Origin of the sequence: Cupriavidus laharis, from assembly GCF_914271435.1 — a bacterium.
In the GTDB taxonomy this organism is placed as follows: domain Bacteria; phylum Pseudomonadota; class Gammaproteobacteria; order Burkholderiales; family Burkholderiaceae; genus Cupriavidus; species Cupriavidus laharis.
Genome location: NZ_CAJZAI010000012.1, coordinates 1 through 14554 on the forward strand (window position 1 = coordinate 1; position 14554 = coordinate 14554).

A 14554-nucleotide genomic window follows, 5' to 3' on the forward strand; every position below is an offset into this window, starting at 1 on the left:
ATCTCGCGCTCTGCGCGGTCATGTTCATTCCCATCGCAGCGCGAGACAAACGCTGTCGTTCCACCTCGATTAGCCCGGGACGTCGGCCCTCAAATAGCGCGGGACGTAACACTCAGCGCGTGACCTTTCTTGCCCGCGTCAGCGCGGTTCGGCTCTATTTGAATGGTGCCGATGGCAAGCATATTCGCGAGAAGGCGGGCATCAGCCGTGGCCAGGTGTACCGCCTGCTGACCGAACGTTGCCTGGCGCCGCATCCGGACGGTCGTATCTATGGCTGGCGCGGATTGCTACCGTACCAGCGCATCCATCCTTACACCCGTACTGCGCCGCTTGTCGTGAATCCCTGGGGCGGCGGAGCCGCCGGGGCACTTCAAGCCTTGTTCCAAAGCGCCGCTGGCCAAGGCTTGGAAGCGGAGTTTCGCCAGCAGATCCTCGGGAGCCGCAAAACACTCGAATCGTCCCGACGACCGCGGGCCGTGCTGTACCGCTGGTTTCTGACCGCGCTGCGCGAACGAGGCTTCGAGCAGCGCGGCGAATGGCCCTTCAATGTCACGAAGCAAGGCTACAAGGCCATCTGCCATTACATGGATGCGGTCATTGCGACCGCACCGCTACGGACGCGCAGCGCATTGCTTGGCGGCCCGGAAGCGGAGCGAAAGACCCGCACCGGCGACGGGACACGCCGTCCAGCGTTGCGGTTGTTCGAGCGCGTGGAATGCGATGCGCACAAGCTCGACGCGCGGATGGTGGTGCTCGTGCCGTCACCGCACGGCGGCTACGAGCCGCGGGTCATCCACCGCCTTTGGGTGGTCGTGCTGATCGAAGTCGCCTCGCGCGCCATTCTCGGCTACAGCTTGTCCTTGCGACGTGAGTGTAGTGCCGAGGATGTCTTGCGCGCCGTACGCTGCGCGTTGACGCCATGGGCGCCGCGCGACATCCTGTTCAGCGACAAAGCCTATGCCAAGGGCGCCGGCCTGCCTTCGTACCGCTCGCCACGGTTCGTCGGGGCTTGCTGGCAAGAATTCAGCGTGGACGGCGCTCTGGCAAACATTTGCCAGCGGGTCGAAGTTGCCTTACGCGACATCGTGGGCGCACGGCTGGTGAAGCCTCAGGATCCTGGCAGCTTCAGCTGCCGGCGCAGCAAGGACGACCGTCCCTACATCGAGGCCTTCTTCCGTTGCCTGGCGGCCGGTGGTTTTCATCGCCTGGCGACCACCACCGGAAGCTCACCGGATCAGAAACGGGGCACCGACCCGGAGCAGAAAGCGAAGGACACCCATTTCCAGCTCGAGTATGCACAGGAGCTGCTGGACACGCTGATCGCTAACTACAATGCCACACCACATTCCGGCCTCGGCTATCGCACTCCGCTGGATCAGCTTGAGTTGTTGGCCGATCAGGAGGATGTGCCGTTGCCCACGGTTGACCCGATTGCCGTCAGCAAGATGGTAGGCGTGCGCAAGCTCTGTACGCTGCTGGGCGGCAACGATACCGGTCGACGACCGCATTTCCACTTCGCCAACGCCCGGTATTCCGCAGAATGGCTGTGCCTCCGCGGGGATCTGCTCGGCAAGAAGCTATGGCTGGCGATTGAAAATGAAGACGATGCCCGTTTCGCCACGGTGTCGACGCAGGCCGGCCATTTTCTCGGCGTCGTTCGGGCCGCACCGCCCTGGCACCGCACCCCGCATTCCCTGTACATCAGGCAGGCCATTCGCGGCCTTGAACAGCGGCGGCTGTTGTTCCTGTCGCGCGAGTGCGATGCGGTCGAAGCCTTGTTGCAGTATGCCGAAAGCTCCCCTGACGGGCGGCTGCCGCCGCACCCGGCGTACCTGGAAGCCCGCCGGATCCTGCAGCAGTACGCCGAGCTGGTCGAAGGCGAATCCATGGTGGCCCTGGCACGCCAGGCCTTGCCCAGCGAAGCGGCTGCCAAGGCGGAGCCGGCCGGACCCGCGACGCCCCGATGTCTTCCCCCCATGCGCAAGGCACAGCTATGGTGAACGCGACGTACTGCCCCCCAGCTCCCCTGGTCCCTGCCCACGTACCCCGAGACCATCCGGTCGTGACGCGAGACTATTCCCTTTACACCATCGCGATTCAGGAAATGGTGGACGCGGTGGCCGGCTGGATCGATGACCAGGTCGACGGCGCGACAATCTATGGCCCCTCGCGTTTCGGCAAGTCCAGTGGTGTCAACCACTGGCTGCAGAGATTGCTGTCGGAGCGCTGCGGCGGCTTTGTGCCGATGGTGGTCTGGAGCCACACCGACTCGGGCGGTGCGCAGTCGGTCGGCCGGTTTTATGCGGAGTTGCTGCAGGCGAGTTCCCATGCGCTGGCAACAGCGGTCAGAAGCCCATTGGCGCGGCACCACATGTTGCTGGAACGCTGGATCGAGCTGGCCAGTCAAGGTGGCGGGCGCTTTCTGGTCCTCGTCATCGATGAAGCTCAGGGCATGTCGCAGCGGGAATGGTTGTGGCTCGTCGGACTGCACAGTCAGCTCGATCAGCAGCGCATCCGACTGTGCGTGATCTCGGTGGCCTCGCTGCAGTTCTTTGACGAAGCCATCACCATGGCGCTGTCCGGCGGTGCGCATGTCGCAGCCCGCTTCATGCTCGCCACCAAACCATTCGAGGGGATTCGTAGCGAGCAGGAACTCGCTTACGTGATGGCAGGCTATGACAGCGGCAGCGAGTGGCCGGCAGGCTCTGGCCTGTCGTTCACGGCAAGCTTGGCGCCAATGGCGTGGGCACAGGGTTTTCGGCTCGCCGATAGTGCGACTGCCCTGATGCGTGCCATGACCGATTGCCTACCGGTGCGTTACGCGGGGCCAATTAATTTTCCGATGAAGACGGTGACCCATGCTTGCCGCCACGTGCTGCTGTGCCTGGCCGCGGGCGCGGACGTGGAGCAGGCGACCTCACTGAATGCGTGGCGACAGGTGGTCGAGGCAGGCGGCCATCGCATGTTGATGGCAATGGTGTCGGCCACCGCGGCGCGACGACGCAATGATCGCAGCGCGATGCAGACGTGATGGAACCACCGCGTTTAACGTGGCATCGCGACAGCGTCCTGCCCTATGCGTCCTTGAGCCACACGCTGCACCGCGCCTGCGAACTCAATGGGCTTTGGCCACACCAGCTTGCCCGCATGGCGGCGATCCGGGATCACGACGGCCGGCACCGGCCCGCCTACGGGATTGATCGAGCGCGACTCGCAGCGTTACTGGGCGAACCATCGGAGAAATTTCGATGGTCCACGCTGGATGAGGCGCCGGCCTGCCTGCGGCCCGCCCTCTTCGGCGCTCACGCCAGAGTCTGTCCCCTCTGCCTGGCGGCAGGCTATCACTCTGACTTGTTTGCGCTGCGCTGGCTGAAGGACTGCCCGATCCACGCAGTGCCACTGCGTGCCGAGTGTCACTGCGGCCGCGCGTTGCCAATGACATTGTCGGACCCTGACGGCCCGCCCGGCAGCTGCCCCTGTGATCGGCTGCGCTTTTTTACCCCCGAGCTGTGCCGCCGGCCTCGCCTGGTGCCGGCGGACATGCTGGCCATGGATGCGTTGGTCGCGTGGCTCGACGCGCTCACGCAACTCGCGCACTCGGAGGCCGTCGCCGGCCAGCGCTATTGGACCCAACGCCTGGAACCGGAGGAGATCATGGCGTTGAGTGAGGCGATGGGGCAGGCGCTTCCACCGGGCCTTTTGTCCCTGCCTTCCCGGGACACGCTGCGGCTCGTGCGCCGGCCGGACACGGGCTCGCGCAGAAACTGCTGCTGTCGGCGACCGCCACCGGACCTCGGTTTGACGGCACAGGCGTCATCCTACTGGCCGGATGCGCCGGCGTTGATGGTCTACCGAGCGATGGCACGCCATTTTCGACGCCATGTGGTACCCCGCACCGCGACCTGGCTCGCCAGGATCTTCAGGTATCCGCATGCTGCCGTAGCCGCCGCGACCGCGGCGCATCACCCACAGGCAACGCTCGTTCTGACAGAGTGCCTGTGGGCGCGCAGTGTCGAACCGAATGTCGATCTGCGCCGTTGGCCCTATCGGGCGCCACCGGCTGGGGTGTTCGGCGACTTGAGCGAGCAGGTGATGCTGCACGCGTCCATCCATACGCCGAACCGGGCCTTTTCCGGGACCCCGGATCGCACATGGCTCGCCTATCATGCGGCGGCGAGCCCGTTGCTGCAGCTTTGGACGCTGGCGGAGCGGCGCGTCCGCGCCACGCTGGAAGGTGGGCGCTTGCATTGTCCGGACGCCGGCGAGATCGCGACCGGCCCGCTGCGCCCATGGTGGAGTGCCAGGCGCGCTCACGCGACCTGCCTGGTCGAGACGGTCATTGCCGGCGGCGAGGCGTGGGGGCCCATCTTCCGCCCCGGCAAGGCAGCACGCTGCTATCGCGCCATGCGGCACCGCCACCGCCGCCGGCGGGCCATTGTGGCGCAATGGCAAGCTCAAGGATCGGGGCTGACGTACTCGGCAGAGAGCGGCTGGACGGTCGCGGCCGCCCTCGCCCCCGCCAATGCCGATATCCGCAGGCGGCGTCTGCTCGGCGAGCCAGAGAGCGGCGTGAGGTTCTGGATTTACCGGGAAGGCGGCGGCGCGTTTGTCGCGCGCCTGTGCGATGGGCGAATTCAGGCCGTGGGCGAATCGCCCCGAGCAGCTATCATGGGATTACGGTCCGCCCTCCTCCGCTATCGCCCGATTTGACGTGTTCTGCGCGAATGCATCATGGCCGTCCGCAGCTACAATTTCAGGTGCAAGCGGTGACAACTTCAGGTGTGTGAGCGGCAGCGCGCACAGAAGTGCGCTGAAGAGCGCTTTTCTATCAAGCCTGATAACGCGTATTATCAGGCTTGAATTTCGCCCAAGCACTGGAGGTCATTCGGCGATCGCAATAATCTGGTTCAATTGCTCGCAGGCGGCAGAAAAGACCTCCAAGGGCGCCTGCTTCCACGGGTGAGCCTTTGCATTGCGGGCGCGCCAGTCAAACGATTTGGGTTGATGCGCTAGAACGTAGCTGTCCTTCCCCTTCGGGCCCTGAAACTTGATCGCAAACGGGTTCGTATCGTTGTAGGCGGCCGTAGTCATCGGCAAGCCAATCACGATACTGGTCCGCTCATTGAACGGCCGCGGTGAAAGGACAAGCATCGGATGCATATCCTTCATCTCACGGCCGGCTTGCGGATTGCAGTCGATCCAAATGATGTCGCGTCGCTCGGGCACCCATACCTTGCACACCATCAGATAGCCTCCGCGCCGACCCGCTGCGTGGCCATGGCTTCCCCCCCGTGCTTGACGGGGTCAAACAGAGCCAACTTCTCCGCAAGCGTGAGGGCACGACGGCCAACGGGCCGCACCGTGACACCAATCTCATCGACCGAGACCTCGACTTCCTGACCCTCAGCGAAATGGGCCGAGCGAGCCACCGCGGTCGGAATCCGGACTGCCAAGCTGTTCCCCCACTTTTGGATCGTCAGTGTTGCACTTTTTCGCATGATCAAAGCCTTCCAAGAACGTTGATACAAGTCTAAACATAAGTGCTGGAAGTTTCAACGCGTATAGACGTGCTAACTCGAACCGCACATACAGCACGCCCGGCGACGCATGCCGGGCGATCGATGCTGCAAGCGACGCTGGTCCCCTTCTGTCGTAGCGCCCGAGGCCTGTCTCGCGCGGCGCAGCGTCCGCGGCGATACGTCATCTTGATCGCAGAGGCAGAAGAAGCGAACCGGCCCGCTGGGGCTGCCTCACTCGGATCAGTGGCAGGCGTGGTCATGAGCTTGGCATAGGGCCCCGGGGATAGGGCGTAGCCACCGGCACAAAAAAATAATTTACATTGCGCTTTAGGCAGCATTTCAGCCCTACTTCAGATGGAGCGTGCTGAATATTGTTATAGTTCAAGCACTTAGCTCCTCCCATGGCTCAGGATCCTAGCCTCAATGCCGTCACCAAACTAACCCGCACCGAATTTGCGGTAGTCCGTGCTATGCGGCAAGGCATGCGGCCGGGATTGAGGACCTGACGTCATTAGCTAACCGGCGCGGCAGCAGCTGGTGGCGCACGGTGCCACGCATTGGCGCGCAGTCGGCCGAGGTCATCACGCACTGGCTGATGCGCCAGCGACCCGCCATGGGCGCCGCGGCGGTCAAGGCCTATGCGCTGCCGGCCCCCCGCCGCGACGCGCTTGTGCCGTACCCGGTATCGCTCGAGCATATGCTGGCGCAGGCCCCAAATACCGCGGGAGGGCCAGCACTTGCCGCCGATCTGGCATTCGTACGCGCCTGGCTGCAGGATCGGAGGCCCCGTACCCGCAACAGCTATCGGCGCAAGACCGAGCGGCTGCTGTTGTGATCACGGATCCTCAGCCGGCGGCGTTCTGGTGCGGACCGAGCGGGGCGCGCGACAGGATGCACTGGCGCCCATTCGAAGGCCCTCTGAGGGCCAGTTCGCTGGCGGCCGCCCTACGGGTGGTTCGGGCGCTGTTACGCGCAATGGTCAGGGCCGGGCATCTGGCGAGCGCCCCGCTCGTCCCGAGGCGAGCCGCCGCCGCTGCGCCCAAGGCGCAGCTCGCGCCGTCCGCCCTACCCTAAGTGGAGGGTTTCTTGGTTTGGCTTGGGGAGGCGCGCCAGAGCCCGCGGCATCGGGCTGGGCGGGCTGCCATACGGCTCGTGACCAGCGCTGCGAGCTGGCCGCGCTGCGCTGCGCCAGCCTGCAGTCGAGTTCTGATGGCACCTTACTGCGACATCCGGGTTGGCGGCAGCAACTGGCGGCCCTTGACACAGCCGCCCGACAGGCCTTGCAGGCGCATAGGGCCGACCGTGGCTGGCCAAGCATGATGCCGCAGGCACAGGCGGCACTGGTGGCCCCCGCGGTACAGCCTGCTACCACGCGGGGGCGCAACAAGCGGCTTGCGGGCATAGCGGCGGGGTACTCTTCCACCGGCTTGGATAAGTTGCTGCGTAGTTTGTGGCGGCGCTTCTGCGAGCAGCGCGCAGTCCCATCGAAAGGGTTCACGCCCAGCCAGCTTCGCCCCCGCGCCACGCGGGCCTGAGTGACCGGCGCCGGGACGACAGCACCAATTGAGCTTAGCGTTACGCGAAGCGCCAGAGCCGCAAGCGTTCCTCCCGCGGATCCATACAACGCAAGCCGCTCATAGGAGTCTATGACCACAATCCATGGCTGGAGAGCTCCTAGAACGCGCCGTTGCTCGTCACTTGGCTTACCATTATCCGAATAATGGTAAGTAGAAGTGCAAGGGATATAATGGCGGGCCGCAATGGGGCCGGCACAGGTCTGGCCCCGTGCCACGCTAGCCGACTGGCTTCACCGTAGCCAACACATTGCGCAGACTGCCACTGCCCCTGCCCCCAATGGATACCGCTCCCCTTTCGCCGAATTCGTTGTCTAGCCCGGTGTTACCTGGCGACCTCTCCGACGATGGGCTGGTACGCACATGGCTTGATGCGAAATCCGCCGCGGGGCTTGGCCTGTGCGCCAGCACGCGCAGTCAGTACGAGCTCGAGGCGGCGCGCCTGCTTTGGTATGCACGCGCGATTGGCCGGCCTATTGGCACCTGGCAGGTTTCCCATGCGAGTAACTACCTGGCCTTCCTTCGTGACCCGCCCGCGGACGCGGTTAGTTACTGCCGAGCTCGCCGCGGGAGCACGGCGTGGCGGCCGCTGCGAGGCCCGCTTTCCGAAGCCTCGCGACGCCAGAGCGCAGTCATCGTGGGCGGACTGTTCAACTGGCTGGTAGGGGTTGGGGCGCTGCGGGTCAATCCGTTTGCCTCGGTTCCGCGAGTGCGCGCTGACGGGGGGCCCGGCTCGCAGCGGCGGTTCCTCGAACTGGAGCAGGTCACGGCAGTGTTCGAAGCGATAGAGGTACGTCCGGCGCCGACGTACTGGGCGCAACTACACAAGGCGCGCGACCGCCTGCTTCTTGCGTTGCTGTTCCAGACGGGGCTGCGCGCCTCCGAAGTGGCCGCGCTGACTTGGGCAGACTTCGAACGGCATCCTGGCCGGTCCCGCCCGTTCTGGGCCGTGCGTATCCGGCAAGCCAAGGGAGGCAACGATCAGTGGGTGCCCTGCGACAACGCGATGGGCGAACTGGCACGTTTTCGCCGCTTGGTAGGCCTGCCGCCCACGCCCGGAGCCCCCGATAGCGCAGCGGTCATCCCCACGATCGCCAGTGGGCGCCAACGCGCCGCGCCGCCGGCTGATTCGTCAGAGCTCCAGCAACTGCTGAGCCGGCCGCTGCGTACACGCCAGGGAATCTATGCCATCGTGCGCGCAGCATTTGCGGAGGCAGCTGACCGTCTGGAGCGGGCGCACCGTAGTGAAGAGGCGGCGAGGCTGCGAGCCGCGTCGACGCACTGGCTGCGGCATACGCACGCTACGCATCTATTACGCGCCGGTGTGCCATTAACCGACGTGCAACGCGCCTTGCGACACCGCGACATCAACACCACGCGGCGGTACACCCACGAAGCGCTGGAAGACGTAGCGCATTCGCTGGCCGGAAAATTTACAGGTGCCATCTAGCTCGCCGGACGACCACCATTCCAGCGCCCTCACACCGCGTGCCTCGCTCACCTGAGATGGCCGTGAAAGACTGAAGCGAGCCAGGAGCGAGGAAGCCACGTTGGTTCAGTCCGGTGAGCAAACAATCCCTTCGGTCGGTTCCACGTCAGGCTGACCTGGCATCGCGCATGCGGTCGTGCGGCCAGTGTCCGTCCGCGCTTGCCGGACCGTTGACAGGCTGGTGATAGCACTAAACGTTCGAACCGCTACTTTGGGGCTCCCCCGCGACGCGAGCATCGATCTCAATAATCGGCATCGGTCAACGCGGGAAGGTTGGTGAGCCAAACGACTATGAGCGCGCAGCTCGGATGGCCGGCGCACCCACACTTGGCACCGTCACAAGTTGGGAAGGTCATCGAGCCCTACGCAGGATCGCCCCAAATTGAGAACGGTTCGCGAACCGCGACTGGCAGCATCCCCAACGTCGAGGAGCCACACCGCGCAGCGCCCCCCTCGATAGGTCGGCGATCTGCGCCAGGCACCGTCCCAACTTGGGAAGGTCGGCGACCCGCGTCGGGCACCGTCCCAACTTGGGAAGGTCAGCGACCCGCGTCGGGCACCGTCCCAACTTGGGAAGGTCAGCGACCCGCGTCGGCACCGTCCCAACTTGGGAAGGTCAGCGACCCGCGCCAGGCACTGTCGCAACTTGGGAAGGTCGGCGACCCGCGTCGGGCACTGTCGCAACTTGGGAAGGTCGGCGACCCGCGCCAGGCACCGTCCCAACTTGGGAAGGTCAGCGACCCGCGTCGGGCACTGTCCCAACTTGGGAAGGTCAGCGATCCGCGCCAGGCACTGTCCCAACTTGGGAAGGTCGGCGACCCGCGCCAGCACCGTCCCAACTGGGGAAGGTCGGCGACCCCCGCCAGCACTGTCCCAACTTGGGAAGGTTGGCGAGCCGCGCCGGCACCTCGCAACTTGGGAAGGTCGGACCCCATCGCCTTTGCTGAGCGTTCGGCAAAAAAAAAAGCCCGCTCGAAGCGGGCGTGGTTAATCCTAAGTGTACCTACTTGGGCTGGTGGTGGAACGATTCGCTGATGATCTGTCGGATTTGCGTCTCCAAGGCCTCTGACAGAACCCCAGCTCTTATCTTCACCGTGAAGCCATTGACGTCCTTCGTAATGGAACCAGCCTGTTCCCTGCCGGAAAAGAACTTATCAATACTTCGCTCGCTCGCGGAACTTGGCGCCGATGCGCGCCGGGTGGCGAGTGCTTTGATCGCGGCAGCGGCTTTCCCTTGCTCCATCTTTCCCGATGCTACAAGCGGCCAGATCTCTTTCGCAGCATCTTTGCCAGCTTCACCATATTTCCGAATCGTCGTGACAATGGCCTCGGCCGCGCTTCCGCCAAGAAGCCGCGGTTGAAGGTCGAGATCCTGCAACACGAAATCCGGCAATTGCGTGAAGCTAAGGAATCGATAAAGACCGCTCTTGGACAGGCCAAGCGCCTCCGCAAGTCGCACGCGGGACGGAAATTCCTTCTCCATGCGCCGGACAGAGAGCGCGATTTCATAGTCAGAAAGGTCGTCGCGGCTAATATTCTCGACCATGGCGAGCACCGCCATATCCGCATCAGAACATTCCACGACGACGGCCTTGACGGTATCGAGCCCAAGCATTTTGTGGGCGCGCCACCGGCGCTCACCTGCCACAATTTGGTAGCCGGATTCAGTGCGGCGTACCACGATCGGCTGCATGAGTCCTACTTCGCGAATCGACTCAGCAAGCTCCGACAGCTTGGCTTCATTAAACACTCGCCGGGGCTGCCATGGATTCGGCACGATCTCAGCGATAGCGAGTTGCGACGCGACGCCGGCTGCCTCCAACTCCTGGACACGGAGTTGCGCAACGGCGAGCGCCCCGGTAAGGCCAGGCGCCGTCTGGGTTCGCTCGCTACGCTTGACTTCGTCCTGCTGAATCGCAGAGGTCTTACGGATGCCCGCTGTCTTAGCCAGCAGCTGTTCTCGCATATTGCTCATTGCGCGCTCCTCCATTTCTCTGCGTAGATCTCATCCAACCACCGGCAATAGTCCATGATCGGCTGACGCACGCGCTGCAGCGATTTGGCCGCGCTATGCGTGCTACTCACGTCGAACACCGTCGAGAATGCCAGCGCCCCCGTGCTCATCACCGAACTCGCCGGCACTTCGATCGAATGCAGCCACTTCTCATAAGCGCTCTGCGCCCAAGCACGCACAATGGGCGCCGACGAGGTACGCCCATAATCGACCTTCGAGAGCAGCAACGAGACGAAGTCGTATTTCTTGTCGGCTTCATATTTGATGAAGCTTTTGGAGACGTCTGAAAACAAACGCCAGAAAGACAGCGAGCTGATGAAGTCGAGGTTCTCGGGAACCATCGGCATGACCATCGCGTCTGCCGCAAGCAAGGCGTTCAGGTTCATGTAGGAAAGGGAGGGAGACGTATCCATGAGGATATAGTCATATTGCTTGCGCAATGGCTCCAACCCTTCCCTCAGCACCGTCCAGAAGCGAAAGCCAGGCTTGATTTTCTGCATCGCGGGCAGATGGAACTCTGCCCCAATCAGTTCGGTGTGCGCCGGTATCAGATCAAGGCCATCCCAATAGGTTGACTGAATGCTTCCCTGCAGTCCCCCCTCGATCTGCTGGTCGTAGATATATGGCAAGACTGTGTCTTCCGGCGTGACATCCTTCTCGGCATACAAGCCACACAGTTCCGAGAGCGAGGCTTGAGGATCCAGGTCGACAACCAAAACTTTTCGACCACGTAATGTCAGCCCCTGAGCCAGGCACATAGTCGTGGTCGTCTTTGCCGAGCCGCCCTTGAGCTGGGCGGTAATAATGATTTTTCCTTCGGGCTCTCGCGTGCCTGTGACCAACGGCGTCTGGTAAATGTCCGAGACCTTCTGAACCCAGATGCGCGCCTCCTCAAGCGTGAAGGTTCGGGTGCGCCCCGTACCGGCCGCCTTTCCGGGTGGCAGTTCGCCGTCTCCCTTGGTCGCGAGGTACTGAACTTGTGAGTGTGAGATGTTGCATAGGTCTGCAATCTCCCCAGTCTTGAAAATCGGTGCCGTTTTTCGCGGCCGCGGTGCGAGAATCGTCTCGCGAAGTTCGTCTGTAAAAATCGTGACCTTTTCGGCGAACTGGGATATCTGCTCTAGCGGTACAGTTCGGTCGACTGCTGGAAGTTGGCTCGTTTTCACCATTCTGAGGTTTATCCAGATAACTCGATAAACCTCAGAATACAGGAAACGCTTGAGCAACGGCTCATAAATCGCTGTTTTCTAAACAAAATTTCTTTGAAAACAACGACTTTGCCTAAATTTTGGGCAGCAGCGGGAGGTCGTGGGTTGCATATGATGGCTTTCGAGAGGCCTTTGCGGCATTCCTCGACTTATGAACAGAACCCAAAGGTGGCACAAATGACCTCACCTTCAAACGGTTCATCCGCGATTGGCCACAGCCAAGGTGAGGTCATTTGTGCGGTTTGGCGTAACTGAAGAAGTGAGCGTGGCGATCTCTAGCACAATGAACCTCACCTTCGTCCCCATCCCGTACAAGGTGATCGCAGGCTTGGTGTGCTGACGAAAAGGCCTCTGGTAAGAGCTCCGGCACAATCAACCTCACCTTTAAACGACACATACAAGAAAGCCACGAATCAAAAGCGGAGATGGTGAGGTTCTTTGTGCTGCTGCTCGAGGCTCGTCACGTTGCATTGACGAGGCTTGCAGCACAAGAGTGCTGTAGAGAGCTCCTGCCCGCCGGAGCACAATTAACCTCATTTACTTTGAGCTACGAATACCGTTGCCGGAGACGGTAATAGCCAGCACAAAAAACCTCACCTTCACTACACGCACAAAGGACCTCACCATACGGTTGAGCACCGCGCTGGCACCAAGTCGGCCGGTGATCGACACCAGGGATCCTATCCCTAGGTTCCGGCGCGGTCCCGGAAGAAATCACGACCATGGGAACGCAGAAATGGGTACGCTCTGTGTTGAGATTCATGGGTCGATGCGAGCTGATCGCTTCGTGCTGCCAAGCGCCGTGTTGGTTGGATGTTTTTTGAAGTAAACAACCTACCCAACCAACGAAGCGTCACAAAATCCTTGTCAATCAATGGCTTAACCCTTCAAAGGTGAGGTTAGCTGTGTCATTGGTGAGGTTCTCTGTGCTGCTAAGGTGCGGTTTACTGTGTTGCGCAGGTGAAGTCTATTTCGCGGCAAGGTGAGGATCATTGTGCAAACACCCCGAAGGTGAGATGTATTGTGCGGAACTGTGGACAACTCGGTTTTACCAAGCGAGGCCATGGTTGGAACCCGCGCATAACAGATATTGGTGAGGTTGGTTGTGCATCAGGTGAGGTTCGTTGTGCGCGTCACCTCGAACTGAGCCGACAGGCGACAGACCCCCGCGAAGGTGAGGTTTGTTGTGTTGACAGGACCTCACCATCACATGCTAGAGTCGCCCGGGAACAAGGTGAGCGAGAAGACGAGTATGGAGATGGACAATCCAGTGGAGGTCAAAGCGAGAACGACACCTCGCCAAATGGCGCTGGCATTGTTCGAAGACATGTTTGACCTGGGGCTGCCCATCAATGAAGCAAACCGGGAAATCGGCTATCAGCGCAACAATTTCTTTACCGAAATTGTCAACATGGGGTTGGCGGCACGACGGTTCCTGGATGCCGCTTACTTCATCGTGGCACAAGAACCAGAGGTTTTAGACCAATACGATGTCGAGCTGAACTACTTCAAGTGGTTGATGCGCTATGACAGCCGTAACCTGAAGCACCTGCGCACCATCGCAGACGAAGCGCAGAATGCCAAGGTCCGGGTCACCAATACACCGTCAGACCGTGAGCCGGATGAGAACGATATCTGGGTCCAGGTCCAGTTGATCGGCATGGTGGCGATGCACCGCGGTCGTGTCCGTTTCGATGTGCATCACAGCTTGATCCCGCATATTCGAGACCCACGCAAATCTCACTGGCTCAGCCTTCGCATCTCGACGGCTTTTACTCGTAGCCTCGCGCGTGCTATCTACGACAAGGTCCTGCCAAGCGTGCCCAATGGCCGTACAGACTGGATCAAGCTCGAAGAGATGCGGACCTGGCCCGGAAAGATGGGCGCGAACGCGACCATCTTTAAATACTTCAAGCGCGATTGGCTGGAGCCGGCAGTTCGTGAGATCAACGAGATCTCGGATATCGAGCTCACCTATGAGACCAAAACCGAGTCGACTTCTTCGAAGAAGGTCGACCGGATTCGCTTTATCCTCAAACGTAAGGACACGGCCGACGCCGTCATGGCAAGCTTGTCCGATGCTAGCCAGATCTATAAGATCCTGAAGGAAGAGTTCAATCTGTCAACCCGGCAGTTCGGCGAGATATCGGAGAACCGCGAGACATGGAACGATGACCGTATCCTGCAGGCAATTGAGTACACGCGGTTCAAACTGAATCGCGGTCAGATAAAGAAGAGTCCGGCAGGCTATTTGATGAAGGCTTTGCGCGACAACTGGCGCATGTCAGAGGCCGAACGGACGATGGTTCAGGTCCAGACCAAGCTGCTCGTCGAGGAAGAAAAGAAGGAAGCCGCGAAGATTTCAGTCAAGACGAGCGTCGAGCGGAGCGTCGCCTCGCGCGATGAAGAGACTCGCGCTCGCATGAATGACGCGTCGCGGCAAGGACGCGAGCACTTCGATGCATCGGACACCAAAGTGCGACAGGAGTTTATCCGCGCATGGCTGGCTTCTCGCGAGGGCAAGCTTGTGTTGAAGCGGATGAAGCTGGAGCCGTCGTCCGTGTCCGAGGACGTGATTCGGGCAAGTTCGGAGTTGGCATGGTATCTGGGTCAATTTGTGTTTGGGCGATTGACATCATCGCGCGTATAGAGGCCGTAATTCCTATCTTGCCGATTGGAGAAAGACTCGTTCCTGCTTGTTTACCGATCGTACGAGTGGCGCTCGGCTTCTCGCAGTGCCGCCCGAAAAA

At 61.5% G+C, this 14554-nt stretch carries 10 protein-coding genes; 6 read left to right on the forward strand and 4 right to left on the reverse strand.

The features are described from left to right. From LDO29_RS20840 to LDO29_RS20850, 3 genes are all read left to right on the forward strand, one after another. The coding region (locus tag LDO29_RS20840) for an integrase core domain-containing protein (protein WP_224081645.1) at window positions 1–2000 on the forward strand (2000 nt) is incomplete at its 5' end. Between the two features lie 62 nt (window positions 2001–2062). Next, window positions 2063–3031 carry an ATP-binding protein gene (locus LDO29_RS20845; RefSeq protein ID WP_224081646.1) on the forward strand — a complete coding sequence of 323 codons (969 nt, stop codon included), beginning with the start codon at window positions 2063–2065 and terminating at the stop codon, window positions 3029–3031. Continuing rightward, a complete protein-coding gene (locus tag LDO29_RS20850; protein ID WP_224081647.1) occupies window positions 3031–4710 on the forward strand; it encodes a TniQ family protein in 1680 nt (559 codons plus the stop codon). Before LDO29_RS20845 ends, LDO29_RS20850 begins: the two co-directional genes overlap by 1 nt. A gap of 171 nt (window positions 4711–4881) precedes the next feature. Here the strand turns inward: LDO29_RS20850 and LDO29_RS20855 are convergent, their stop codons facing one another. Together LDO29_RS20855 and LDO29_RS20860 are read right to left on the reverse strand one after the other, a co-directional pair. Next, the gene (locus tag LDO29_RS20855; RefSeq protein ID WP_224081648.1) at window positions 4882–5244 is read right to left on the reverse strand and encodes a type II toxin-antitoxin system PemK/MazF family toxin; all 363 of its coding nucleotides are present in this window, start codon (window positions 5242–5244) and stop codon (window positions 4882–4884) included. Then, window positions 5244–5498, reverse strand: coding sequence for an AbrB/MazE/SpoVT family DNA-binding domain-containing protein (locus LDO29_RS20860; RefSeq protein ID WP_151073121.1), 255 nt, complete (start codon window positions 5496–5498; stop codon window positions 5244–5246). The genes LDO29_RS20855 and LDO29_RS20860 overlap by 1 nt, the downstream gene beginning before the upstream one ends. Window positions 5499–6012: 514 nt before the next feature. On the opposite strand from LDO29_RS20860, the gene LDO29_RS20865 reads away from it, so the two are divergent. Both LDO29_RS20865 and LDO29_RS20870 read left to right on the forward strand, forming a co-directional pair. Then, window positions 6013–6354, forward strand: a complete 342-nt coding sequence (locus tag LDO29_RS20865; protein WP_396022703.1) for a phage integrase family protein — start codon at window positions 6013–6015, stop codon at window positions 6352–6354. A gap of 1019 nt (window positions 6355–7373) precedes the next feature. Continuing rightward, on the forward strand, window positions 7374–8543 hold the full coding sequence (locus LDO29_RS20870; RefSeq protein ID WP_224081649.1) for a tyrosine-type recombinase/integrase: 1170 nt from the start codon (window positions 7374–7376) through the stop codon (window positions 8541–8543). A gap of 1042 nt (window positions 8544–9585) precedes the next feature. Here the strand turns inward: LDO29_RS20870 and LDO29_RS20875 are convergent. Then, a complete protein-coding gene (locus LDO29_RS20875) occupies window positions 9586–10557 on the reverse strand; it encodes a ParB/RepB/Spo0J family partition protein (RefSeq protein WP_224081650.1) in 972 nt (323 codons plus the stop codon). Beyond that, window positions 10554–11765: a ParA family protein gene (locus LDO29_RS20880; protein ID WP_224081651.1), complete on the reverse strand. Its 1212-nt coding sequence runs from the start codon at window positions 11763–11765 to the stop codon at window positions 10554–10556. Before LDO29_RS20880 ends, LDO29_RS20875 begins: the two co-directional genes overlap by 4 nt. Window positions 11766–13056: 1291 nt before the next feature. Here LDO29_RS20880 and LDO29_RS20885 point away from each other — a divergent pair. Beyond that, a complete protein-coding gene (locus LDO29_RS20885) occupies window positions 13057–14454 on the forward strand; it encodes a replication initiation protein (protein WP_224081652.1) in 1398 nt (465 codons plus the stop codon). Window positions 14455–14554 lie beyond the last annotated feature (100 nt).